Below are 23,263 nucleotides of genomic sequence, written 5' to 3' on the forward strand. Positions count from 1 at the left end.
CGTCAAGCGGTTGATGGCGCCTTCGGTCAGTGCGTGACCACCGACGCCGCGATCCGGTCGGCCAGCTTGCCGAGTACGCGGCTCAACGCGGCGGCTTGCGCAGGCGCACCTTGTCCGTTGATGGCTGAGTCGAGCGTCACCTGCTGGCGCAGCGTCGCCTGATCCGCATGCCCGGCCAACAGGGTCCACTCCGCCTGCAGGGTCAGCGTGCCGCTCGCGTCGGCCGTGGCGTTCAACACCGTGACGACCAGCGTGCGCGTGCCGGGGGGCGCGGGTGCATCCGGCACGACGAACGCTCCGGCCGGCAGGCGCGTGAGCAAGTCCTGGGCAAGCGTTCTGCGCATCATCTCCGCGAGCGGTGCGCCCCATCGCTCGCTATCGTCGATCGTCAGGCGGTTCTGCGAAGCCAGCGTGACGACTTCGAGCCGATCGAGCACCGCGGGAATATGCACGGCAGTCAGTTGGATCGGTCTCATCGGCGCCATGGCCGGCGGCGCGTCGGCGGGCGTCGCGTTCAACGTCACGTAGCGCGTCGGGATGCTGTGCCCGCATCCGGCGAGCACCACGGCCGCGACGGATGCGATCAACGCCGCAGCCCCGACGCTCGTCCCGACCGATGCCGCGACGCCGCGCCTGACGGAGAAAGTGAACCTCGTCGTCATTGAGCCTCCTGCTGCCTGCCCCGAACCAGCGCCTCGGGATGGCGGTCGAGATAGTCGGCCAGCGCCCGAATCGAGCGTGCGGTGTCGGTCAGCTCCCGCAACGCCGCAGGCAGGTCGTTCTGGCTCGACGCGTCGCCGCCGAGCGTTCGATTCGCAGCGGCCACCGTGCGATCGGCCGCGTTAGCGGTCTCGTGCAGTTGCGCGACGAGCGGACCGATCTGCGGCGAGACCTGCTGCAACGTGCGATCGATCTGTGCGACGGAGCGGTCGATGTGCGTCAGGCTGTCCTTGATCTGCGGCGAGGAACTGAGCGCGTTGATATGCGCGGCGATACTGCGGACCTGTTCGCCGGTTTGCCTGATCGGCAGATCGTCGATTTTCTGGATCACCTCGTTGGCCTTGGCCATCGTCGTGTCGAGATTCGCGGGCGCGACACTCGGAATCACCGGCAGACCGTCCTCGCTCGCGAGCGTCGCGACTGGCGCACCGGCCACGAAGTCGAGGTCGATCTTGTCGGCGCCGACGACCGGCGGATCTTGCGACAAGCGCGCGCGCAACCCCGTGGCGACGAGACGGGTGAGCATGCTGTCGACGAGCGGGCGCCAGTCGCCGTTGGCCGGCGCCGGCGCGCCGACGATGCCGAGCTGCGACGGGTTCAGCGCGATCTGCACCGGGGTGCTCAGCGCGCCTGTGCGGGCGTCGTAGTTCAGGCGCACGCTGGTGACGGTGCCCACGTCGAAACCGCGCAATTGCACGACGGCACCGTTCTTCAGTTCGCCGACGGCGCCGTCGAATCGCACCAGATAAGTGACGATCGGGCCGTGTCCCGGCGCGAGCGCCGGGCGGCGGTCGACTCCGTCGAAACGCGACACGGGTTCGCCGGGTCCAGGCTCCATGACGATCTCGGGGCCGGACAACATGCCCTTGAGCGACGCTGGATCGCTGAGGTCCACGTGTGCGCCGCGCAGATAAAACTTTGTCTCGCGGCGCAGATATTTTTTTTCGGCGCGATCTATCTTCAGTTCGGCTTGCACATGCTGGCCATCGGGCGCGAGCGTAATGTCCGACACGTCGCCGACCTTCACGCCGCGCAGCGTGACGATCGTGTCTTGCGGCTTCATGCCGTACGCGTTGTCGAACGTGACCGTGACAGTCTCGCCCCGATGCATCAACGCGCGAAAACCGAGCCATCCGGCCATCGCGAAGGCTGCGATCGGCACCGCCCAGATCCAGCCGGGCCACGCGCTGCGGCGCACCTGGGCGTGCGAGCGACGGGGGCGGGTGCCGCTCATCGCTCGCTCCGCGGATGGACGTCCCACATCAGGCGCGGGTCGAACGCGTGCGAAGCCGCCATCGTCAGCAACACGACGAGCGCGAACGCGGTTGCGCCGATGGCCGGTCGGGCCGAGGCGATGCCGTCGAACTGGATCAGCGGTATGAACGCCGCGATCGTGAACACGTCGACGAACGACCATCGGCCCAACTCGTCGATCAGGCGATACAGATGCGTCTTGACTCGCAGATGCCGTCGCGAACGGCGCTGAACCGAAACGACGAACCACGCCATGCCGAGAATTTTCGCCACCGGAATGACGATGCTCGTACAGGTGATCAGAATGCCGAGTGGCCACAGGCCGGCGTGAAACAGCTGGTAGACGCCGTCGATGATCCGGTGGGACTGGATTCGCCCGAGTTGCATCGAACTGGTCATCGGAAACAAGTTGGCCGGGATAGTCAGAACCAGCGCGGCGAGCGACAGCGCGGATGCGCGTACGACGGCGTCGGTTTTGCGAGCGCGCAACGTCAGTCCGCAGCGAGGGCAGGGACGCCCTTCCTGCGACATCGGCACGACCAGATCGCAAACCGTGCAGCACAACGGCGTTTCGTGTTCCGGCAGCGGATTGTCGGCGACGATCGCGCGCCACACGGTTCGTCGATCGAGCGAGGCGCGCGTGAGCATCGACAGCAGCGCCGCGGCGATGAAACAGTAGCCGCCGGGGCCGATCGAGCTGGTCAGATTCTGCGTCACCCGCGCGTAACCGACGAAGCAGCCGACCAGGTAGACATCGGGCATGGTCCAGATATCGAGCGAGGTGGTCCAGCGAAACAGCGCGCCGATTCCGCGGGTACGCCTGCCGAGCCGTAGCGCGACCAGCACGGCCACGAGGCCGCCAAAACGGATGAACGGCAGCACGATACCGAACGTGCCGAGCAACAGCGCAAGGATGAACCAGCCGTCGTTCCACATCTTCACGATGCCCGACGACAGCACGGACGAGTGCTCGATACCGAGCATGTGCACGACCATCAGTGGCGCGAGGTTGGCAGGAAACAGCAGCACGAAGGTCGACGTCGCGCAGGCGAGCGCCGCGCCCTGGCTTCGGCCGCTACGCCGCTCGAGCGGAAAGTGACAGGTGCGGCAACGCGCATAGGTATGCGCGGTGAGCGGCGGGATGTCTTCGAGCGCGCCACATTCGGGGCAGCCGATCGTCATGCGGCGTTCTCCATCGGCTGTCCGTTTTCAGTCGGGCAGTGTGTTGCGAAAGAGGTTTCGCCGATCATCCCATCGACCTCCTGCGCCGTTTGGCGCGTGAATGCACCGCAGGCGCGCTCACACGCGCTAGCTCCTGTCCTCCCCTAGCATGGCGCGTTCCCGGGTGACGAACGAACGCCGCATGCAAAGAGGCAGCGGATTAAGGACGAGCTCTCCATTTCGGCAACTTTGACTCTCAGGGTTTCTCCTCTCCCGCCTTGAAATCCGCGGTGTCACTCATGCGCTACGCCGCTCATTTGCAAAGAAAAAATAACGCCGACGTTAAAAGATTGTGCTAAAAAATAACAGTTGCACGCGCAGGGAATAGCCGCGCCTGCAAGTAAAAAATTCGGCTTTCAATAATCTTAATCGGCCGCGAGGTAGATCATGAGAACAATGAAGCTTTGGGGGCTCGGGGTGACGACGGTCGCTTCGGCGCTAACGCTGCAGTGTTATCCAGCGTGGGCCGACGGACCCGAAGCCGCGTATGCGAGCGACGACGAGGCGCCGGCCGGCTCGCTCAGTGCGAACGAGTACAAGGTCAATGCAGACGGCATGAAGGAAGATCCGAACGCGAAGATGTCGGACGTGGCCCGCGCGTATCGCAATGGCTATATCAATCGCGGCAAACAGGATCAGGCCGATTACCAGGCCATGATCGACGCGCACAATCACGGCCAGCGGCAAGCCGCGAAGACCGAGGTCGCGCGGGTCGACGTGCCGCCGCTGCCACCGGGCGTTCCCGAAGACGATCACTCGAAGTACACGAGCATTCCGCCGCAGCCTCGGAAGCCGCAGCCGGTCCAGTACGCGCAACGTCAGGCGCCGCAACCGCCGCCGCAACCGCAATATCAGCAGGGGTACCCGCAGCCGCAATACGCGCCGCCGCCAATGCAATATCAGCAGGCGCCGGCCTACGCCCAGATCCAGCCGGTCTATGCCGACGACCAGCCGGTGTACGTGCGGCAGGGCTATCCGCAGCCGCCCGTGCAGTACGTGCCGGTTTATCCGCAGCCGGAATACGATGAACTGTCGCCGGTCGTGGAAACGGTGGTTCAACCGGCCGCGCCTGTCGCTTACCAGGTTTATCGTCCGCCGGTCTATTGGGCGCAGCCGCGCATGTATGCGTATCGCGCCCCGGTCTACAGCTATCGTACGTGGCGTTGAGGTATGGCTCGAGTCGTGGCGGCGTTCGGCAACGATGGAGCGCCGCAGCGATGGTTCGCACGCATTGATTGAACGGCCAATATAAAGTACTCAGCCCGGCGCACTCGTAGCGGGCCGAGTACTTTCATTTATTCGCTTTGCGCTAATGACCGCCGGCACCTCTCGTGCGTACATTCAGACGGTTATTCACCTGTCTGACTCCGCGCACCGATCTGGCGACGCTGCCGGCGCGTTGCACTTGAGCGCGCTGCGGCACCCAACCGGTCAGCGTCACGATGCCGTGACGCGCCTGCACGTGAATCGCCGTTGAATGCAGGTTCGGTGTGCGTGCGAGCGCGCGCCGCACCTCGCGCGCGAGCTCGCTATCGGGTCTGTTGCGAGCCGGCGAGGCCGCGATGGACTGGCTTTGCGCGGACGCGTCGTTCGGCATTGCGCCAGTGGTTTGCGCGTTTGCATAGGTCGCTGTGCCGATCGCAATGAGTGCTGCGGCAATCGCGCCGATGAGGGTGCTTGCGCTTTCTGTTCTCACACGTCCTCCTGTACCACCTGGTTTGAATCGCGCGCGAGCCTCTCCATTAGCGCACGATGCCGCGCATGCGATCAACGTGGAGTCGGGCCAGCGCGGACGTCGCAGCCGCATGCCAGTGTAGTGCATGCCGCTAGTCGCGGTGCCGATGCGTTTGCGGTAGCGGGGAGCGCATTGGGCGAATCAGCCTGTATGATGGCGGGCTCGCGCCCGGCCCGAAGCCTCGCGCGGGCGGCTTGCGCGGATCGCACGCCGTCTGCCGCGCCCACCGGGCCGCAAAACATCCCTTCACGATGACCTAGAGGAAGATCGCCATGACGGCTGCAACGCAATTCGACCAGGTTTCTGTTGTCAAACGAGCCAACGTGTACTTCGACGGCAAGTGCGTGTCGCACACCGTCCTGTTCGCCGACGGCACGCGCAAGACGCTCGGCGTGATCCTGCCCGGCACGCTGAACTTCGGCACCGACGCGCCGGAACTGATGGAAGTGCAGGCGGGCCAATGCCGCATCCGCCTCGACGGCAGCGACGAGTGGAAGACCTATGGTGCCGCCGAGTCGTTCTCGGTGCCGGGCAAAAGCCGCTTCGATATCGATGTGGTTGAAACGTTGGACTATGTTTGCAGCTATCTGTAAGTGGGAATGACGCCTGTTGTACGCGTCGGGGATGGCTTGGGCAATTTTTGTTGGCCTTTCCTTGATTTGTTATTGGTCTATTGGCGTTGCCCCTATGCGGGGCGGCACTCACTTTCTTTGCTGCTGCAAAGAAAGTAAGCAAAGAAGACAGCTTCAAACCGCCAGCTCATAAGCGGGCCCCCTGGCTTGGAGGAGGTAGTGGTGCATCTGGAATCCGTGCCCCCGCACATTCCACGTCAGTGACAAAGCCGTCATCCTTCCCACTCCGCACTGCGTGCGTCGCGGACGGGTCTGCCAGGGAAACCGACCGATGGCTTTGGAACAGGGTTTCGGCGCGCGCAGCGCCGCCGGAAGAACGACTGCCTTGTCACAAGCGCCGAATGTGCGGGAGCACGGATTCCAGATGCACCACTGCCGGAGGCAGACCGAGGGACACGCCTAAGAGTTTGCGGTGTGAGCTGTCTTCTTTGCCTACTTTCTGCCTTGTCTGGCAAGGTTTTCCGGCATTCCTTCCGCCGAAAGTAGAAGATTTTTATTTGCAGCAGGACAGCCTGAGGACAATATTTGCGGCTTTCTTGCGACACCCGACAGGCGCGTGAATCAGTCGGATAACTAGCGTCTGTACCCCATCAGCGGGACGACCCGAGCACAATTGATGCCATAATAGGCAAGTAGACCTATGCCAGTTTGGACACGCTAGACGAAGTCCATGGTTACGCCATAGAAAAAGACAATCAGATGTCAAATAAAATCACTATTCGCAATCTGAAGCACATCAGGGAACTTACCTTTGATGTCCCGCCCCCGGGGGTCCACCTGCTGTCCGGCGCTAACGGTGCTGGCAAAACTTCCGTCCTTGCGTGCCTGCGGCGCATTGGGCAAGGAAATGCATTCGCCCAGCATTTCCGCGCTTCACAATACTCCGACTCGCTTGATAATTTCGACGGGGCAGAAATTGTTTACTGCGTCAATGGCCGTGAGGTCACATATGCATACGGCGGCGAGCGATGGGTTCCCCGGCCTCGCTCGAACAATCGTTTGCTGTCGGCGTTTGGATATCCCTCAGTCTTTTATATTGGCGCGACGGCAGACCGGATTACGCCTCGGCCCGAAGATTTCAACGTTCGTCGCGTTGCACAAGCTCCGCTGCAACTCCGCGAAGCCGCGAATCGGATTTTGGGAACGAATAAGTTCGATGCCCTCAAAACCATCAACCTAACGCGAGGCGGCGGAAACTCTGCTTTCGTCCTTCAGTCCAAGCCGGCACCTGGCGCGAAGTACGTTTCTGAGCGGAACTTCAGTTTGGGCGAGCTCTGCATTCTGAAATTGGTCCGGGAGTTGATGTACTGCGCAAACAATTCGCTAGTACTTATTGACGAGCTGGAGCTTGCGCTGCATCCCCGCGCACAAATTGAGCTGTTGCGCTATTTGCAAGAAATGGCAGAGCAGAAGCGACTCACAGTGATATTTTCGACGCATTCGGTAAGCCTGCTAAAACGCGTCCCGCGTGAACAAATCCTGTTTTTGGAGGCAAGCAACGGAGCGGTAACTACGGTGAAAGGCTGCTATCCGACGTACGCATTGGGGAACATTGCGTACGACGAAGAGCGCGCGCCGGACTTGGTTATCTACGTGGAGGACGAATCGGCGCTTTACGCGACCGAGGCGCTCGCGCGCCTCTCAATTAGTCACCGTTTCAGAAACGAGGTGTCGCTGTTTCCGACGGTGCATGTAGTCCCCATTGGCCCGTTCATCAGTGTTGTGCGGTTTCTCGCCCGTAGTAGAGCGCTCCTACCTCCTACGACAGTTTCAGTCGCGTTGCTCGACAACGACGTAAAAACAGAGACCATCGCGGGATGGAGAGCACAACAAAACCACGCTGCTTTGGCAGAGTTTCAGGCTCACGAACGTACGATTGATTATCTTCCGTGGACGCCAGAAGTCGGCCTGGTCGAATACTTGGGTAACGGAGGCGACGCGCAGTTACACATTCGGCAGCACTTTAACAATCACCACCTCCAAGTTCGTCCCCAAGACATAGGGGACATTCCTCCCGCGGCAGGCGGAGAGCAACGGCGAGCCTGCAAAGCTGCGGTGCAGCGAGTCGTGCGCCACATTGCGGGGGCGCTGCCGAATGAAAGCGAAGTGCAAGTGCAAAAGGCACTCTTTCAATTATTTTCGAAGTGGCACTTCGACAAGAACCGCGCATCTGTATTGCAATTGTTCGGTCCGCTTCTTACTCAGGCATTGGTAACGTGAGACCCGCCAGAGCGCATCAAGGCCCGCTGAAGCGGACCTTGATGCGCGGCAGTTTTAGGCATTGACGAGACAGGTTGATCATTCAACTTCGTCCGCTGTCGCTTCGAGCGCTTCGAGCGTGCCGCGCACGTCCGGCCGGTGCAGGAGCGACAGGACGCGCGCCGACGCATGTTCGTCTTCCGGGTAGACCTTGACGCGGAATGTCTACGGGACCGTCCCGCCGGCCTTGGGTACGAACGTGATTCTGTCCAGCTTCGCGTCGATAAACGGCAAATCGTCATCGTGACCGCTATCGCGGAACGTTAAGTCGGCCGGGAAACTGCCGGACCAGTGCAGCGTGCCTAACTGCGGATTGCGCAGGTGCGGGGTGTTGTCGGGGTCGATCAGGTCATTGGTCCCGTCCGCGTCGTAAAGGGACCGGCGTAGCGTTGGCGACAGGCGGTCGAGGGACGTATTCGGAAGGTCGGTCGTGATTTTCAGGTCGAGCGCCAGCACCTCGTCATCGCCGTGGTATTCCGTGCGCGGTTGATGTGCTCAACCCTGACAGGATGATTTTCGAAGGTCATCATCGCGTTCTCCTCAGTTGGAAGTCGTTACCGCATTCATTGCTCACTCTCCATCCTGTGGCGTTTCGCTACAAAGAACTCTTCCAGTTCTTCGCGCTGGCCTTCGTCCTGCACGGTGCGTATCAGGGCGGCGGCAACATCGAGCGCGTCGGGCGTTTCCGCTTTTTCCAGCGCGTCCATGACCTGGGCGAACGTCATTGCTGCCACTTCACCGCCGCCGCCATCTTTCGAGCCTGCGCCAGCAGGATCGTCCTGCGCGGCTTGCGCGTGTGCCGCAGCGCGTTCGGCGTTGAGCTTGTCGCTATATGCTGTGCGTGCGATGTCTTTTTCCTGATCGGTGCGCAACTTCGTTGCGAGTTCGCCAACCGCCGTCATTTCACTGCTGTTCGTCGCTTCCGCAATGGCCTTCAGAACCTCGTCAAGCGTCGGCGCTGCATTGCGTGTAGTCGCGTTCTTCTTCATGCGCTCCTTGACGCTGCTTGTGCGCGACGATCCATGCGCCGCGGATTCCCGTCTGACTTCTTCGGCTGGCCCCCTGTCGCGCATGCCGGTATCGATCACCGGTGACGTTCAGTAGTACCGACGCGTTACCGGGCAGCATTGCGCCAGCCACGACCTATTTCGTGGTTCAGGTATCCGCTGACCAGAACACATTCCAGATTTCCGGCACGCAGGGCGGCGCACCCATATCGATGACCGACGCGGGAACGGGTACGCACGCGATTGTCAGCCCGCCGTGGCGCAAATCGGACCGTAACTCGGCCATCGTCGAAGCCAGCATTCAGGGCGCGGGCGGTTCAGGTGGCGTGGCGAACCGTACGTCGAATACAGGGACTGCCACGGGCGGAGGGGCTGGCGGTTATGCGTGGCTGCGTCGCCATGCGGAGAGCCTGCCCGACGAGCTTGAAACCGTCATTGGCGCGGGTGGCATCGTGCCGGACTCGGGCAACGCGGGCAGGCAGGGAGCGAATACGTATCTTGGCAGCCCGCTATCACCCGTTGCCTACGCGACCCGGTGGCGCTGGCGGGGCGGGCTCGGCAACGATTGCCACGCTGCTCGGTGCGCCGGGTGGAACAGGCGTGAACGGCGACCTGAACGTGCGCGGTGAGGGTTCGCTGCCGTTGTCAGCACCACGCTATCGAACTACACCCCGGCGAGGAAATCCATGTACGGCATTGGCGGTATGGGCGCCGCCTATGGTCCGTCAGGGGCGACGCCGGTCCGTGATGGCTCGGGTCGCGGAGCGGGCGGCGGTGGCGGACTTGGTAGTTCCGGGTCGTTCACGGCTGGCCGAGGCAGCGACGGACTGCTGGTCATGCGTGAATACAGTTGATGAGGACACAGCGCGGTAGATGTCTACCTGTAGCGCAGGAGAATCCCATCATGCTACACGTTGTAATGACCTTGATCCTTCTCGCAGTGCCGATGCTGACGGGCTGCACCGTGATTCACATCGAAGGCAATGCAAACACCGTGAGCGGCATTGAAGGTCATACGGGCACGGTGAAAGTCCCTTCGAGCCTTCGCGACAGCGCACAATCCCAATAATCGCGAATTCTCCAGCATCCGCTTATAATCGGAATGCCGTCGAAACAATGACGGCTCAGGCTTGGCAGCCTGGAAAGGTGAAAGCCCGCATACCTGCTTCGGCAGGTTTGCGTTTGCTTCTGCACGTCCATTGTCAATGGGCGGGCCGTGGCAAGGAGACCCTCGGGTCTGCCGGTTTTGGCTTTCACGCCGGTCTGCCAACCTTGTCACGTGCCCGCTCACCTGCTTCCCTATGTGTCCGGGCGATCCTTCACGATAACCAGGACCGCGCATGACCAAATCCACCAGAAAGCAGCAATCTCCGTCCCGCCCCCCTGTAGACGCTCTCCAGTATGAACAGCTCGCGCTGGCCGCCTTCCATCTTTGCGACCGGCAGGGGCAGCAACTCCGACATCTGATTACACTTGCGACCTCGATGTTCAGGAGTCCTGCTGTGACTGTCGCGGAAAGACACGAACACCGCAACCTGCTGGAACTGATGATCCAGATCGGCGAGAACTATCACTCGACCAACCGCTGCGATCAGGAACTGTTCACGCTGCTTGCGCTCGACGCCAAGGGACTTCCTCACCGCCAACTGACGCCGGCGGACGCCGCAGCGATTCTTGCTGACGCTGCGCAGGGCGCGAACGGGAAACTGGCGGCTATGGACGCTTCATGGACAAAGCACTAACCGGCGTCAATCAATGCTGGAGAAGGTGGCTCAATGCCGCCTTTTTTTCATCGCTGCCGATGCAGAAACATGCCTCATGAATCTATTCCATCGTGCATCTGTCAATGATTGTCAATTCCAGGCGATCTCGTTTTAAACCAGTTGACCCGGGAGGCGTTAGATGGTGACGTAGCGAGTTTGGTAAATACCTCACTGCTTTAACGGGCTAGATATGGCGGAATCTGATCGAATAACAAACTATCTGACAGGGCGGCAATCGGCGCATCTGAAGTTCATGCCGCGCAAGCCGCAGAAGGTTGACCGTGAGACGGGCAAGCCGAAACCGATGCCGCTTGCGTCGGTCGTGTCATGGGAAGTGCATGAGGAAATCTGTGAGCCGTATCGCATCAAGGCCGTGATCACGACGACGGAGCCGGTCAGCAGAAAGAAGGTGCTCGGGCAGTTCGCAGAGTTCTCGATCCAGCCCGAGGATGGGCGCGGACTGCGCAGATTTAGCGGCTTTGTGTCGCGGTTTAATCTGGTGTCGGAATCGCGTGATGGTTGCACCTACCACGTGGTGGTTCGTCAGCGACTCGCCATGCTCGACGGCCCGAGCAACTGCGTCACCTACCAGCGGATGGCATCGTGGGAAATCATCAAGTCAATCCTTGAACGCCACGACATCCGCTTCTCGATGCAGGTTGAATTTCGCCTGAGACGTGAGCATCGGAGACATGACTTCCGTTTCCAGTACAACATGGGCGATTGGGCCTATATCAGGCTGGAAATGGAACAGGCTGGGCTGTTCTGCTTCACGAAGACCGGCGAGCATGGTGAAGTGCTGGTCATTGCCGATGATATCGACGGTTACGAACGGCCTCACGTCACTGTGCGTGACCGTCCAACTGCCGGGTTGTCAACGTTCGAGGAGTCCATCTTTTCCTTCAGGGTGCATACCCGCACCGTGCCGGAGTCCTTTGTCGTTGCGGACTACAACCCGGAAAACGCCTGGGAGGTTCTTCGTGACGAAAGCGAGCCAGCCCGGGACGACCAGACAATGATCGGCCAGCCGTACGTCTGGGGCACGCATCACGGAGACGCCAAAGGTGCGAAGCGCGAGGCGCAGTTGCGGCATGAGGCGGCGCGTGCGCAGCAGGTGCGCTACAAGGTCAAATCGACCGTGCTCGAACTCAGGCCGGGTCGCCTCGTACGCTCGGACCGGGCGCTTGAAGACACGAAATCGGGCATGGTCGTTACGAAGGTCGTGCATAGTGGTGCGCGGGACGCCAGCTACATGAACCGCTTCACCGCCGTTCCCGCCGACCGCCCCTACCGGATGGTGATCGATGAAAGCCGGTGGCCCCGCATACATGGCACACTCGGCGCAACGATATGTTCGCCTGATAAATACAAGTTTGCCTACCTGACTGACAAGGGGGAGTACATTGCGCGCTTTCATTGCGACTTCGGCCAATGGCCGAAGGGCGCCGAGAGCGTTCCCTTGCGGCTGGCGAAGCCATTCTCGGGCAGGAACAACACCGGCATGCACATGCCCGCGCTGGAAGGCGATGAGGCTCTGGTGGGCTTTCGCGAAGGCAACCCGAACAAGCCGATCCTGGTGGGCTTCATGCCAAACAGCCAGCGTCCCGACCTCATCAATTCCTCACGGCGGCGCATGTCGCGCAACGAAATCCGTACGCAGTCTGGCAACAAGCTGTGGATGGATGACTGGGACAACCAGCAGGGAATCGAACTCAGCACCGAGCACTCGGGGCGCTCGCAGCTCAACCTCGGTTTCATACCGGACGGTGAACTGAAAGAGCGGGGAGCGGGCGCGGAGCTTCGCACGGCCGGTCACGCGGTCACGCGCGGAGGAGCCGGCGTGATGGTGACGGCGTACAACCAGGCCGGTGGCAGCGGCAAGGTGCTCGCCATGGACGAGACCGATGCGCAACTGACGGATCACCAGGTGTTCGCCAGGTCACTTGCGGATGCCGCCACGCCGTCGAAGGCGTCGCCTGCCGATATGGATGCGCAGCAGGCGATCCATGATGGCCTGAAGGAACTGAAGAAGCCTGGCGTCCTGGTCACGGGTCCAGGGCCGGCTGGCGTCGTTTCGGGGGGCGGGATGCACCTTGCCGCAGACGGCCCTATCATCGGCACCGCGAAGAAAGGCGTGCATTTCAGTACGCTCAGGCGTATCACCGCCGCAGCCGGAGATGTGCTGTCGATGTTCGCGCAGAAGGGCATGAGCCTCATAACGTCGGCGGGGGATTTCGTCGCGCAGGCGCAGCGTGGCCGCATGCAGCTTGCTTCGCAGGAAGACATGTCCTTCGAGTCCGTCAACGGCGTGGTTCATGTGAAGGCAGCGAAGGAAATCATCCTGAACGTGAACGGCACCTACGTGAAGATCAGCGGGGGCGGCGTCGAGATCGGTTCGCGCGGCGGCGTGCTGTTCCGCACGGCTGGCGTGAAGGGGAGCGGGCCCGCGCAGATGGACCTGGGCGGCGCGGCGTTCGCTCCTGCGTTCGTGCCGTACACGACAGCGTGTGAAGTGTGGCGCACCAACCCGGCTTTCGTTCCTCCGCCCGCACCTGCGCCCGAGATGGACACAGCGGAGAACATGGTTGCGCCTGCACCCGATGCGGGCGGGGTGGCACCATCACCGCTTGGCGACTTTTTCTCGCGTAAATCCAGTGATGCTCTGCCGCCAGGCGCGTCTGCTTATTCGCCGTTTGACGGGAAGCCCTCAAATGTGGATTCAGGGATTCCTAAAGCCAAGACCACACTGAATAGTCCCGACGATCAGCCGAAGGCTGCTGTTGCGCCTGATCCCATCAAGCTGGTGAACGCTGTTCCCTGTGACTGGAAAAGCACGGATTTGAAAGCTGATGTCGAGCAGCATGTCGAAGCTAAATCGTATTTGGGCATGCTGGATAACCGGACGCCTTGGATGAGCGACGATAAAACGACGCAGTACCGGGGCGGTGGTTCGAGAGATTCAAATTTCGAATTTGCGTACAGCGAGCAGGACAAGGCGATTACCTGCACCGTTCGTGTGATGCTGATTCCGATGGATCTGTTTCCGGTTGATGGAACTGGAAAGCGTGATCTTACGGCTGACGATCAGACGATTCCGTACAATTTTTCCGCTCATTCGACAATGACGCTTGGCTCTATACGCAAGGGTGTCAAAATGGACTATCGCGATTCGGTGGGAGATAAATACGATCTCATCGCGCTGAAAAGTCGTATCGAAGCGGTGCTGAATCAGGGCGGCTACAAGCTGATCCTGGACGGTTGCTCCAAGGGGGCGGCATGCGGATGCCGGGTGAAGGTCAACTTCAAGGTTGATTTCCGCTTATCGATCAGAGGTGCGCCGGTCAGCGGATTCAAGGAGCACGTCTCCCTCCATCTGTACCCCTCCGTCCTTCGGGCGGATACATCCTCATGGGGGGAGCAGCATAAATGGCAAGACCAGAATCAGGTAATACATGATTATCCAATTGCGAATGTCGAAGCGCATGAGTGCGGCCATTATTTCAATTTCCCCGATGAATACTACGACCAGGGCGGTTGGCTTCACGAAACCTATATCAAGGATGGGCGGATCGATTTTTCACTGGTCGATGCAAAAGCAGGAACCCTGGCGTGGCAAGGGCGTTCGCAGACAAATCTGATGGGCTATGGCGCCAACCTGCCGTTGCAGAAGGGTCGCGCGACGATCAAGCCATATTACCTGGAATATGTGCGGCGTCAGTATTCGCTTGCGACGAACAAGTTGTGGAGGGTTGGCTATGAATCATAATTCATGGATCAGGCATTTGGGGCATGCGGCTCTCGCCTTGTATATGCTTGGAAGCAATGCACACGCTGAGGCAGTAAACGCGGAGAATCAATCGATGCAATTTAGCTATACGACAAATGGCGCTGCGGATGGCAGCATTAACACCTATGGGAACAATTCAATATCAGTTTCGGGCGATACCTTAAGGGTTCAGATTGGTAACTCCTCGCTGGATCGAAATATCAATGGGGTCGGAATATTTGAGTTGAAACTGTTGAACCAGAATCTGGAAGATGCCAAGAAACTTGCGGAATTGCTATGCTCGCCGAAAGACCCGAAAAGCGATGTGACGATTCCCGATCTTTACATCGCGAAATGTGGTGGGGAGATGAGAAGCAGTTACGTGAGAGATTTTAATCGCGATGTCGTGAGCAAGATTGCTGATCTGGTGGACTCGCTTACAAATGCGGGGGTCCAAGGGACAAAGGTTGTGAAACTCGACGTTTCACTTGTTTCAATCGAGCGTGCTAGAGATGGATTTCTGGTTTCCGTTAGTTTTAGCAATAGCGGCGACTACCTTATCAAGTTCAAGACGCCAGATAAATGGGATACTCGAATGGGGAAGCGTATGGCTATTTTGGGTGTAAATGGTGCGCAGGTAAATTCTCGGAAAGATAAGTTTGCCCTTGCGTTGGCGGGCCAGCCTCTTGTCGATTCAGCACAATTTCCTAGTGGAGAGATTGAACTTGCCCCCCATAGCTTCATAGTGGTGAAGCTAAAGACTAATTCCATCGAAAAATTTTCTGCTGGCGAATACAATTTAAACGCGGGTGCATTCATGGACATAGAGGTCGTCGGAATCCAGTCCAGCCTGTTGCGTGTCGATTTCCATTCAGACTACAAGAAGCCGACCCGGATCACGTTCGACCGCGACTATCCTTCGACACCCGAGGAACGCGAACAGTGGGAAGCGACGCGACGCGCCGAGATGTCGTTTCGGCCGGTCAAGCCTGGCGAGACTTTCGCGGAGGACGGTCTGTATCGCGCGGTGACGCTGATTCACGGTGGCCGTTATTGCAGTCTCCAGGTCAAGCCGTTCAAGGCTGGGGACGTCGCCACCACCGAGAACGTGAAGATGCCGATGGAGAACGGGAACGGCGTCAACATCAACGGGCCGGCGCAATGGGAGTGGGAAGCTACCGCGCCGACACCGGTCAAGCAGTGGTCGTTTGACATGATCGAGGATACCGTGCAGTTCTGCGGGGCGGGTTCGACCTGTCCGCGCAGCGGGCGCTGGGTGGCGCGCATCCCGACGGGATCGGATTTCTTGCGCCCGGAATACCGCCATGACCTGTCGAGCCTCGTGACGCTGCGGCGCGGCCAGCCGATGCCCTCGATCAAGGGTGCGGGCGAGCGGGCCGATTGGGAATGGGTGGGAGCCTGAGATGGGAGCACGCGCCCATATTTTCGAAGGCGACCGCAGCACCGCTGGCGGAACCGTCGCCGATGGTATCGATGGCACCGGCTACAACGGACGCAGGATGGGCTATATCGGCGCGCCGGTAATCTGCCCTGCTTGCGGCACTACCGGAAGGATAGGCCGTAACGGTGAGCGCTTCGAACAGGACTGGTACGGCAAGGTGCCCGCGCTGGAGAACGACTTCTGCCTGTGCGCCTGTAACCCGAAACCCAGGCTGCTTGCCTCGCAGCACGAGTGGACGGCTGACTGACAGGAGGCTGGATGAGTTTTCGCTGGAACCCGCAGTTTCCGTCCGAGCGGGCGACCTTTAAGCCGCTGCCCCTCTGGTTCTATCTGCTGCTGTACCTGATTGTCGAGGGTGTCGCACTCGCCCTGGTGGTGCCTGGCCTCCCAAGAGGGGCGATCCCTTGGGACACGGTCCTGCATTACGCGGTCGCGGTGCCGTTTTTCTGCTGGCTGGCACTAAGTTGTACGGTGTACTGGTTATCGTATGACATCCCGGCGACGCAGGCCGCAGAACACAACTCGGCACGCTGGCACCAGATGACCGGCTGGCAGCGGCAAAGCCGCTCGGGCGTGGCGGTGCTCGACAGCGTGATCCTCACGCCCGAGCCGGACCTGGCCGAGCGCATGCTGTCGCTCGAAGGCTCGCCGCCCGAGAATCCCGGCAAGGTCATGGCGCTGGCAGACATAGAGGCAGCAGATGACGGCTCGCGTTTGAACAGCCTGCTGGATGCCCTGCTTACGCCGCTGGCCGCGAAGCTCGCGTCGGCGGCGAAAGGCGGATCGTTCGAGATCGTGGTGCAGTGCGACCACCAGGTACTGTCGAACGAGGTTCTGGAAGCGTGGGCCAGGCTGACGCTTCCGGGCAAGCCTGTTGTACGGTGGCTTGATAACCGCCGCGACGTTGGCTTTGCGGACACGTGGTTCGAAAGCAAGGCCAGTTACTGGCCCTATCATTCGCAGGACACAACGCCGAAGTATCGCCTCGTGCTCGCCTGGCATCTGAACAAGAGCGGGCCAGACGTTGGGCGCACCGATTCTGAAGCGGCGGTGGCCCTGCTGCTGGGGTCGCCCGCACTCATGCGCGACAAGCCAGACCTGAAACGCCAGGCGTGGCTGCTGCGCCAGATTGACGGCGACGCCGACCAGGCAGACCGCCTGCTAGCCTTGCTGCTGAAAGCGGGACAGGTGCCCCCCGATAGTATCCGTCACTTCTGGCACAGTGGACTCAAGGGGCTGGCACAGCATGCGACCCTTGGCGCTGTCAGGGAGTCCGGCCTGAAGATAGAGGCGCACGCGCTCGAGCCGGCCATCGGTCCGCAGGCTCCCGTGGCGCGCTGGGTGATTCAGGCGCTGGCCGCGAAGATGGCGCAATTCGGCCAGGGGCCACAGCTCATTGCGTTGCGCCACGCGCAGGGTGTCGCGCTGAATCTGGTGGCGAAGGAACCGGCTCCGGTGGACGTGTCATGGAAGGATGAATACGGCTACAGGCCGCTATTGGGTCCTGAAGTCGGCGCGCTCGCGTCGTTCTGGATGGTCAGCATGCTGCTGTCACCGGAAAAGGGCTGGAGTTCGACGGACACCCTTGTCACGTGCGGCACCATTCTTTTGATGGTGGTGTTTTTCTTCATCCGTCATTCTGGGCTTTTCGCACGGATGGTGGAATCGACAGTGGACTTTGTGGCGAGCATTGTCGGATGATCAGCAGTAGAACTATCTGCCGAGACCCTGTTCGCCGGGACGCCGATCTACGAGCCGTCAGATTTTCCCACTGCGCGCGTGACGCTCGGTTTCCACCTGACGGCGCAGTTCTGACCCGCGCGGTGCGGCGGGGCGCTGCGAATTACTGGACCCGCCTGATCCTGTACAGCCGTATGCTCTCGCCCGTGCCCGAGTGGTGCAACGCAAGCCACAGGTCCAGATCGTATTCGCGTGAAGGGCGGAGCTGGTCGACCAGCCAGGTAAGCGAGCCGGTCACGAGCCTGCCCGCACGGCTCGCTGGACGGTGTCCGCGCTTTTCGCACTGCGGCTGCCCGATCATGACGCTCGCCCTCCCTTTGCGTCGCCTGCGCACGGATGGTTCCGATGCCTCGCAGCCGGGTCGCCGCCTGCGGTAAGCACGCGGCGGTGCCGGCCTCCTGGTCCCGTGTCATCGCCGCCGGAATCGTGCGTCGGGTGCTTGCAGGGGCCCGCCATGCCGGGGCATCAGATCGGCCGTCATCACGCTCCGGCCGTTCATTCCCGCCTTCGCAACAGATCGTCCACGAACAGACTGGCGCCGACCGAAAACAGTGCTGAACGCGTGAGCCCGTGCCGCCGGGCATGCGTGTCGATGCGTCTGAGCAGATCGCGGTCGCCAGTGATGGTGATTTTCTTTTTTCCCGCCCCCGCGTATTCGTCGTCCCCGTGTGCCCGGTCGGGTTCCGGTCTTTCTGTTGCCATTTCGCCTCCGCAGTCGGTGCCCCCGCACATTTCACCCTGGTGACAAAGCCGTCATCCTTCCCACTCCGCACTGCGTGCGTCGCGGACGGGGCTGCCAGGGAAACCGACCGATGGTTTTGGAACGAGGTTTCGGCGCGCGCAGCGCCGCCGGAAGAATGACTGCTTTGTCACTACCGCCGAATGTGCGGGAGCACGGATTCCAGATGCACCACTGCCGGAGGCGGACCGAGGGACCCGCTTAAGAATTGGCGGTGTGAGCTGTCTTCTTTGCTTACTTTCTTTGCAGCAGCAAAGAAAGTGAGTGCCGCCCCGCACAGGGAAAACGTCGAGTCTCACGCGAAAATCGCCAGAACCCTTATCCATCAAGGCCTCGACGGCGATTATAGCCGGTTGGCGAGGGGCAAAATTACGGCGCGGGGACTACGTGGGGACTATTGCCGCGCGTTCACAGCGCGACCGCCAGAATCGCCGGAGTCCCCTGCTGGACGGGGTTTCAGCGAACGCGGCGCGCATAGCGGCCTTCTGGACGTCCCGCGCTCGCAGATAGCTGTGACACACGGCTCGCGCGCGCCAGCGCCACCACGAACCGAATTTGGCGCCGGCTGCGGGCCTTCTCAGCCACATCACCTTCGCGCGCTCGAGCTTCGTCGTCAGCAATTCAACGGTCGGTCTGCGGTCGGTCGCTAATGGTAGGATGGTTTTGACCAGCATTCACGTCTCCCGTTGCCGGCAAGCAGCCAGCCGGGACGAATGAACGTCTAGCCTCCTATAAACACATCACCTGCCATGACTTATGCCGAAGCGGACACAGAGTTCTTTGCGTTGATCGAAAAACACGTGCCGCGACTGATCGGGACGTTGGGGAAAACGAAGTTCCCTCACACGTACCGCGCGATGTTAACGTTTGCCATCAAGATAAATAGCCTTAAGACGGCGATGTTCGACATGGTAGATTCGAACAACCCGTATGCTTTCAAATTGCTATTCCGATGTTTCAGTGAGCATTACCTGCGCTTCACATACGTGTTCGTCCGATTCTTGAGCGAGAAGACAGATGCGGCAGGCGATGACTACTACTCCTTTTGCGGAGCTGCTGAGGCGATGGACTACGCGTCTGCTGTCAAGGCTGCAGAGGCGTTGCTTGGGAACACCTTGGTTGGAGACGTGCGGAACGCGCTCACCCAGCTATACCCACGTACTGAGGGAATGAGCGCGCGCCAGATCGAAGCCGAATCCGGCAAATTCAAGTATCGCGCAATACTTCGATTCCTAGCTGAAACCGCGCCCGGCATGATTGCAAAAGAGCAGCCGTTCCTCGCCCAAATCGTTCCGGCCTACGCGCTTCTGTCGTCGTTCGTACATGGCGGTCCATACGCTGAGATTGAAATGTCCGAGTTCGCCCAGGCCGAAGCCCTAGAAGGCTGTGTGCAGGACGCCAATCTCATTTGCTTAATGGCAGCATCCGTCTTCGGCTTCACAGCGCTCGCTATCTCGCGAGAAGTTCACGACTGCCGCCTCGTTGCTTCCGAGATGCTCGCCTGTATTAAGCGACATTCCGATAGTTGAAAAGACAGGCGATGCTCTGATGACACTTGTCGCATGACGCTGGCATCGCCGTCCTTTGTCAGTCCGGGGCCGGTCCGTGGGGGGTATCTCCAAAGTTTCTCCGGTCTGGTCGGAAACCCCCGAAAAAGTTTTTCTCTCATGTGCGCACTTCGACAACCGGGGGGCGAACCGCCCGCCACCCGCGGCGCACGCCACCGGCATGCCAACCGCAACCGATGCTGATCGGGCAGTAATCGGCCAGGTTCGGTCATTCGGCCACGTCGCCTGGATCGTCGACATTGGAAGTACCCCCAGTGTCACGATCCAGTTAGAAAAATGTTCATCAGTTTCATTGCAGTTCGATACGTCGCGCAGCGCAACATCGCACCATCACAACAGCGCGCAAGGAACCGACGACATGAAACCCTTCTGGAGAAAATCCGCAGTAGCGCTTTGCATTCTGCTGGCAAGCGGCGTGGCGTCGGCAGCCGGCAAGCTGACGCCGGCCGAATGCACTGACTATCCTTTCCAACCGTTGAGCAAACCGGTCACGCATGCTCAACTGATGCAAGAACTCAGCGAACTGGAATCGGTCGGCTACGAGCCGTCGGCTCGCGACGAAAACAACTATCCATCGGACATCCAGTTGGCGCAGGCGCGCCTCAGGTTGAAATACCGTGCCGATTGTCTCGGACAGAACGTGAAGGTGCCCACGACACGGATTGACTCGGGCAGTAACCTGTTCGCGCCGATGTAAGCCTGGTATTCATTGAAAGGCCTATCGGCAACAGGAAAGGGGGGCGGCCAAGGTGTGGGCAAACGTCTCATGCAATTGGCCGAGGAGGAGGCGCTGGCACGTGGATGTCATGACGTATCGCTCGACACGGATGATTTTCAGGCAAGGTCCTTTTACGAACGGCCTGGCTATGTCCAATCGGCGAATTCCCTGGTTTTCCGGTGGGCCACTCTAAAACCCTTTTTGAAAAAAGCGCTCGGTACTTGAGGCGCTATGTAAGCAGTTGCATTTGGCTGCATCGATTGTCCGTTATCGAGCGACATGATTGTCCCTTGTGGGTCGGTTCACGCCGGTCGGCGCTCATGACGGCCGCCCGCTGCGGCGACTGCGCTGCCCGCGTTTGCGCAGCCTGTCGCGTTCGCGACGCGTCAGACCCGGGGCAGCAACCGCGGTTTCATACCGCTCACGTGGCAGCGGCACCCAGCGCATGCGACCCGCTACGATAGCCTCGACAACCTGCCGTATCACCTGCTCGCCGATATCCGCCATGATCGCCTCCGACAGGTTGCACCTGCAACGGATTCTGGACCCGGACTCACGGCAGGCGCAACAAAAAGCCGTGCGACTCAGGAGACGCCGCACGGCCAGAGCCGACTACTCGCGGATGCGCGGATATTAGCCACCGCCGCGCCGGTGGTGTTCTAGTCGTCGCGCACGCGCACTCCGCGCGGATAGCGCCTGCGATATTCGGCCAGCCGCGCCTCGAACACGGTATCGACCGATGACGCCGTGGTCCCGGTGAGTCCGGCCTGCCGGCGTTGCGCGCGATCTTCGGCCAGCTGACGTTCGACCAGCGCTTCGGCGGGCGTGAGGCTGCGCATGTCGGTGATCGTGGCTTCGGGCTGCGCCGGCACCGCACATAGCGACAGTTCCAGCCACTCCCATTTCGTGAACCGCACGCCGCCGCCCTGCATCGACTCCGATTCGAGCGGCCGGAAGCCGATCGAGACCGAGCGCAACAGACCGGCCTTCACGCTGGCCCATGCGTCGTCACACAGGCATTTCAGCGGCCCGTCCTGCTCGATCTTCGCAATCACGGCCTTGAAGTGAACGCCGAGTTCCGACGCCGCGCCGAGGATCACGGACCCGACGCTTTTGGTGTGATCGTGTGCGATCAACAATGGCAGCGGCGTCGAGAACTTCACGCCACTCGATACGATCACGTCGCCATAACGGTCCGGGGTCGGCGTCGAGGCAGTCCCGCTGATCTCGCGCAGGTCCTCGTTGGCGCTGCGGATGACCAGCAGCGTGCTGGCGTGCTGGATGTCGGCCTGTCTCATGATGTGTGCCCCTTGCGTTTCGTTGCGGCAGCGGTCGTCGCCCATGCCGCATCCGACAGATAGGCAATCGAGCCGGGTGCGGCCTGCCACGCCACGAAACGGCGCGCCAGATAGCCGACCAGATTCTCGGCCCACAACGAGTGCATGACACCATCGATGGTGACATCCGCCTGCGTGGCCACGTCGAGTTCCACGCCGTCATCGCCATAGGTCACGCCACCAGCATCGACCAGCGCCACGACATCGTCAGCGACCGCCGACGATGCGACGACCGGCAGACCGCAGAACACGCCACCCTTCACGCCGAGCCCGCCCGCGCTGCCCACCAGCGACGGCTGCAGGCACAACGACAGCGCGGTGTTCGAAGACATGACCAGCACCGCGCGCTCGATGTCACCTTTGAACGCTGCGGTCAGCGCGGCCATGTCAGCCTTCACGTCGCCGGTCGACGGCACTTCGGTTGCGTCCACAAGGAGGCTGGCAGGCGCGCCAGCGACCGGCGCCGCGGCGAACGCGGCCGCTGACGTGATCCGTGCAACCGCGCGTTGCAGCGAGCGGGTCAGTGCTGTCTCGGCAGCGTCGCTGGCGAGCGCAACGACTTCCTTCGTCACGACGATCAGGCCTGCAGCCTTCTGCGGCTCGACCTTCGTTTCCGTGAACGACGCGCCGCTCACCACGACCGGCTCGCCTTCACCCGTCCAGATCGCGACCGGGTCCTCGTCCTGAACGAGCACGCGCGTGCGCAGCGGGATGATGTGTAGCGGACTGACTGCGCCGACGCGCGGCAGCAGATCGTAGGTGGCCACGCCGGCCATGAATTCCGCCATCGACGCGCGCCACGCGGCATCGCCGCCGAGGTCACCGGTGCTGATGATCGCCTTCTGGCATAACGACAGCGCTGCACCGTCGCTGTAATCCTTGCGGCAGAGTTCGGCGGCCTGCAACGGATCGCCGTTCGCCTTTGCCATGCAGCGAATGAATTTGACAAAGCTGTTTCCAGCGATCATGACGCGCTCCCGGTACGCTCGGAATGCTTCAGATGATCGTCGTGGGCAGGCCGGAAGTCGATGCCGACATTTCCGCGCTATCCGCACTATTTGCCGTTGCGGTTCCAGCCTGCCTCGATGATGCGAGCCACGTCGAGCACCGGGTAGTGGCGCACGTTGCCGCGCAGGCGGTAGTTCATCAGGTTGCGGCCGTCGCTGACCTGCTTTCTCAACGCATCGGGCGAGCGATAGCCGAGTACCCTCGCTGCTGCGCGCTCGGGGATGCAGTCATCGATCGTGATGGCGTAGTCGTTGCGCTGACACCATTCGCGTATCTGGCACGCCGTTTGAGCGATGCGCGCGGCGAGTTCGGCTTCACCGGTCACGGTTGGCGC

Annotated in this window: 23 protein-coding genes; 13 read left to right on the forward strand and 10 right to left on the reverse strand. The window is 60.9% G+C overall.

The genetic code is table 11. The annotated features are described in order from the left end of the window. Window positions 1-26 precede the first annotated feature (26 nt). Genes BJG93_RS19735 through BJG93_RS19745 form a run of 3 tightly spaced genes read right to left on the reverse strand, consistent with a single transcriptional unit; the run spans window position 27 to window position 3,156 of the window. Window positions 27-662, reverse strand: a complete 636-nt coding sequence (locus BJG93_RS19735) for a PqiC family protein (RefSeq protein ID WP_027195988.1) — start codon at window positions 660-662, stop codon at window positions 27-29. Continuing rightward, on the reverse strand, window positions 659-1,954 hold the full coding sequence (locus BJG93_RS19740; protein ID WP_027195989.1) for an MlaD family protein: 1,296 nt from the start codon (window positions 1,952-1,954) through the stop codon (window positions 659-661). Before BJG93_RS19740 ends, BJG93_RS19735 begins: the two co-directional genes overlap by 4 nt. Continuing rightward, on the reverse strand, window positions 1,951-3,156 hold the full coding sequence (locus BJG93_RS19745; RefSeq protein WP_027195990.1) for a paraquat-inducible protein A: 1,206 nt from the start codon (window positions 3,154-3,156) through the stop codon (window positions 1,951-1,953). Before BJG93_RS19745 ends, BJG93_RS19740 begins: the two co-directional genes overlap by 4 nt. 426 nt (window positions 3,157-3,582) lie before the next feature. Between BJG93_RS19745 and BJG93_RS19750 the strand changes: the two genes are divergently transcribed. After that, window positions 3,583-4,362: a hypothetical protein gene (locus BJG93_RS19750; protein ID WP_034478231.1), complete on the forward strand. Its 780-nt coding sequence runs from the start codon at window positions 3,583-3,585 to the stop codon at window positions 4,360-4,362. A gap of 142 nt (window positions 4,363-4,504) precedes the next feature. Here the strand turns inward: BJG93_RS19750 and BJG93_RS19755 are convergent, their stop codons facing one another. After that, entirely contained in the window at window positions 4,505-4,891 is a 387-nt protein-coding gene (locus tag BJG93_RS19755) for a BON domain-containing protein (protein WP_027195992.1), read from the reverse strand. 311 nt (window positions 4,892-5,202) lie between these two features. Here BJG93_RS19755 and ppnP point away from each other — a divergent pair, with 311 nt between their 5' ends. Continuing rightward, a complete protein-coding gene (ppnP, locus tag BJG93_RS19760) occupies window positions 5,203-5,523 on the forward strand; it encodes a pyrimidine/purine nucleoside phosphorylase (protein WP_027195993.1) in 321 nt (106 codons plus the stop codon). A 738-nt stretch (window positions 5,524-6,261) separates the two neighbouring features. Further along, entirely contained in the window at window positions 6,262-7,782 is a 1,521-nt protein-coding gene (locus tag BJG93_RS19765) for an ATP-dependent nuclease (RefSeq protein ID WP_027195994.1), read from the forward strand. 204 nt (window positions 7,783-7,986) lie between these two features. On the opposite strand, the gene BJG93_RS19770 is transcribed toward BJG93_RS19765, so the two are convergent. Then, a complete protein-coding gene (locus tag BJG93_RS19770; protein ID WP_027195995.1) occupies window positions 7,987-8,277 on the reverse strand; it encodes a hypothetical protein in 291 nt (96 codons plus the stop codon). A gap of 107 nt (window positions 8,278-8,384) precedes the next feature. Further along, window positions 8,385-8,810 carry a hypothetical protein gene (locus BJG93_RS19775; protein WP_154671754.1) on the reverse strand — a complete coding sequence of 142 codons (426 nt, stop codon included), beginning with the start codon at window positions 8,808-8,810 and terminating at the stop codon, window positions 8,385-8,387. 101 nt (window positions 8,811-8,911) lie between these two features. On the opposite strand from BJG93_RS19775, the gene BJG93_RS19780 reads away from it, so the two are divergent. The 7 genes from BJG93_RS19780 (at window position 8,912) to BJG93_RS19810 (ending at window position 17,520) form a co-directional block, all read left to right on the forward strand. Next, complete coding sequence (locus tag BJG93_RS19780; protein ID WP_071336627.1) at window positions 8,912-9,457, forward strand: hypothetical protein; 546 nt, start codon at window positions 8,912-8,914, stop codon at window positions 9,455-9,457. Between the two features lie 275 nt (window positions 9,458-9,732). After that, window positions 9,733-9,897, forward strand: a complete 165-nt coding sequence (locus BJG93_RS19785; RefSeq protein WP_154671755.1) for a hypothetical protein — start codon at window positions 9,733-9,735, stop codon at window positions 9,895-9,897. A gap of 271 nt (window positions 9,898-10,168) precedes the next feature. Then, the gene (locus tag BJG93_RS19790) at window positions 10,169-10,570 is read left to right on the forward strand and encodes a hypothetical protein (RefSeq protein ID WP_051374280.1); all 402 of its coding nucleotides are present in this window, start codon (window positions 10,169-10,171) and stop codon (window positions 10,568-10,570) included. Between the two features lie 211 nt (window positions 10,571-10,781). Continuing rightward, window positions 10,782-14,357 (forward strand): type VI secretion system Vgr family protein, encoded by a 3,576-nt coding sequence (locus BJG93_RS19795; RefSeq protein ID WP_071336628.1) that lies wholly within the window; start codon window positions 10,782-10,784, stop codon window positions 14,355-14,357. Further along, on the forward strand, window positions 14,347-15,780 hold the full coding sequence (locus tag BJG93_RS19800; RefSeq protein WP_027195997.1) for a hypothetical protein: 1,434 nt from the start codon (window positions 14,347-14,349) through the stop codon (window positions 15,778-15,780). Before BJG93_RS19795 ends, BJG93_RS19800 begins: the two co-directional genes overlap by 11 nt. 1 nt (window position 15,781) lies before the next feature. Then, window positions 15,782-16,066 carry a PAAR domain-containing protein gene (locus BJG93_RS19805; RefSeq protein WP_027195998.1) on the forward strand — a complete coding sequence of 95 codons (285 nt, stop codon included), beginning with the start codon at window positions 15,782-15,784 and terminating at the stop codon, window positions 16,064-16,066. Window positions 16,067-16,077: 11 nt separating this feature from the next. Next, the gene (locus BJG93_RS19810) at window positions 16,078-17,520 is read left to right on the forward strand and encodes a hypothetical protein (protein ID WP_051374282.1); all 1,443 of its coding nucleotides are present in this window, start codon (window positions 16,078-16,080) and stop codon (window positions 17,518-17,520) included. A gap of 534 nt (window positions 17,521-18,054) precedes the next feature. Here BJG93_RS19810 and BJG93_RS19815 read toward each other — a convergent pair. Then, window positions 18,055-18,261, reverse strand: coding sequence for a type II toxin-antitoxin system HicB family antitoxin (locus BJG93_RS19815; RefSeq protein ID WP_154677411.1), 207 nt, complete (start codon window positions 18,259-18,261; stop codon window positions 18,055-18,057). 786 nt (window positions 18,262-19,047) lie between these two features. Here BJG93_RS19815 and BJG93_RS19820 point away from each other — a divergent pair. From BJG93_RS19820 to BJG93_RS19830, 3 genes are all read left to right on the forward strand, one after another. Then, window positions 19,048-19,827 (forward strand): hypothetical protein, encoded by a 780-nt coding sequence (locus BJG93_RS19820; RefSeq protein WP_027196000.1) that lies wholly within the window; start codon window positions 19,048-19,050, stop codon window positions 19,825-19,827. Window positions 19,828-20,026: 199 nt separating this feature from the next. Next, on the forward strand, window positions 20,027-20,563 hold the full coding sequence (locus BJG93_RS36230) for a DUF4148 domain-containing protein (protein WP_322786942.1): 537 nt from the start codon (window positions 20,027-20,029) through the stop codon (window positions 20,561-20,563). Window positions 20,564-20,632: 69 nt separating this feature from the next. Beyond that, window positions 20,633-20,809 (forward strand): GNAT family N-acetyltransferase, encoded by a 177-nt coding sequence (locus tag BJG93_RS19830; RefSeq protein ID WP_407675312.1) that lies wholly within the window; start codon window positions 20,633-20,635, stop codon window positions 20,807-20,809. A gap of 434 nt (window positions 20,810-21,243) precedes the next feature. Here the strand turns inward: BJG93_RS19830 and BJG93_RS19835 are convergent, their stop codons facing one another. The 3 genes from BJG93_RS19835 to BJG93_RS19845 form a co-directional block, all read right to left on the reverse strand. Next, a complete protein-coding gene (locus BJG93_RS19835; RefSeq protein WP_051374283.1) occupies window positions 21,244-21,882 on the reverse strand; it encodes an HK97 family phage prohead protease in 639 nt (212 codons plus the stop codon). Next, window positions 21,879-22,889, reverse strand: a complete 1,011-nt coding sequence (locus tag BJG93_RS19840) for a phage major capsid protein (protein ID WP_027196002.1) — start codon at window positions 22,887-22,889, stop codon at window positions 21,879-21,881. Before BJG93_RS19840 ends, BJG93_RS19835 begins: the two co-directional genes overlap by 4 nt. Window positions 22,890-22,975: 86 nt before the next feature. Beyond that, window positions 22,976-23,254, reverse strand: coding sequence for a hypothetical protein (locus tag BJG93_RS19845; protein ID WP_027196003.1), 279 nt, complete (start codon window positions 23,252-23,254; stop codon window positions 22,976-22,978). Window positions 23,255-23,263 lie beyond the last annotated feature (9 nt).

The organism is Paraburkholderia sprentiae WSM5005 (assembly GCF_001865575.2).
Taxonomy (GTDB): domain Bacteria; phylum Pseudomonadota; class Gammaproteobacteria; order Burkholderiales; family Burkholderiaceae; genus Paraburkholderia; species Paraburkholderia sprentiae.

Excerpts from the sequence above, each read along its gene's own strand:
- BJG93_RS19735 (WP_027195988.1), bottom strand. The coding sequence starts at position 662 with ATGACGACGAGGTTCACTTTCTCCGTCAGGCGCGGCGTCGCGGCATCG.
- BJG93_RS19740 (WP_027195989.1), bottom strand. The coding sequence starts at position 1,954 with ATGAGCGGCACCCGCCCCCGTCGCTCGCACGCCCAGGTGCGCCGCAGC.
- BJG93_RS19745 (WP_027195990.1), bottom strand. The coding sequence starts at position 3,156 with ATGACGATCGGCTGCCCCGAATGTGGCGCGCTCGAAGACATCCCGCCG.
- BJG93_RS19750 (WP_034478231.1), top strand. The coding sequence starts at position 3,583 with ATGAGAACAATGAAGCTTTGGGGGCTCGGGGTGACGACGGTCGCTTCG.
- ppnP (WP_027195993.1), top strand. The coding sequence starts at position 5,203 with ATGACGGCTGCAACGCAATTCGACCAGGTTTCTGTTGTCAAACGAGCC.
- BJG93_RS19765 (WP_027195994.1), top strand. The coding sequence starts at position 6,262 with ATGTCAAATAAAATCACTATTCGCAATCTGAAGCACATCAGGGAACTT.
- BJG93_RS19775 (WP_154671754.1), bottom strand. The coding sequence starts at position 8,810 with ATGAAGAAGAACGCGACTACACGCAATGCAGCGCCGACGCTTGACGAG.
- BJG93_RS19785 (WP_154671755.1), top strand. The coding sequence starts at position 9,733 with ATGCTACACGTTGTAATGACCTTGATCCTTCTCGCAGTGCCGATGCTG.
- BJG93_RS19790 (WP_051374280.1), top strand. The coding sequence starts at position 10,169 with ATGACCAAATCCACCAGAAAGCAGCAATCTCCGTCCCGCCCCCCTGTA.
- BJG93_RS19795 (WP_071336628.1), top strand. The coding sequence starts at position 10,782 with ATGGCGGAATCTGATCGAATAACAAACTATCTGACAGGGCGGCAATCG.
- BJG93_RS19800 (WP_027195997.1), top strand. The coding sequence starts at position 14,347 with ATGAATCATAATTCATGGATCAGGCATTTGGGGCATGCGGCTCTCGCC.
- BJG93_RS19805 (WP_027195998.1), top strand. The coding sequence starts at position 15,782 with ATGGGAGCACGCGCCCATATTTTCGAAGGCGACCGCAGCACCGCTGGC.
- BJG93_RS19810 (WP_051374282.1), top strand. The coding sequence starts at position 16,078 with ATGAGTTTTCGCTGGAACCCGCAGTTTCCGTCCGAGCGGGCGACCTTT.
- BJG93_RS19815 (WP_154677411.1), bottom strand. The coding sequence starts at position 18,261 with ATGGCAACAGAAAGACCGGAACCCGACCGGGCACACGGGGACGACGAA.
- BJG93_RS19820 (WP_027196000.1), top strand. The coding sequence starts at position 19,048 with ATGACTTATGCCGAAGCGGACACAGAGTTCTTTGCGTTGATCGAAAAA.
- BJG93_RS36230 (WP_322786942.1), top strand. The coding sequence starts at position 20,027 with ATGCCAACCGCAACCGATGCTGATCGGGCAGTAATCGGCCAGGTTCGG.
- BJG93_RS19830 (WP_407675312.1), top strand. The coding sequence starts at position 20,633 with ATGCAATTGGCCGAGGAGGAGGCGCTGGCACGTGGATGTCATGACGTA.
- BJG93_RS19835 (WP_051374283.1), bottom strand. The coding sequence starts at position 21,882 with ATGAGACAGGCCGACATCCAGCACGCCAGCACGCTGCTGGTCATCCGC.
- BJG93_RS19840 (WP_027196002.1), bottom strand. The coding sequence starts at position 22,889 with ATGATCGCTGGAAACAGCTTTGTCAAATTCATTCGCTGCATGGCAAAG.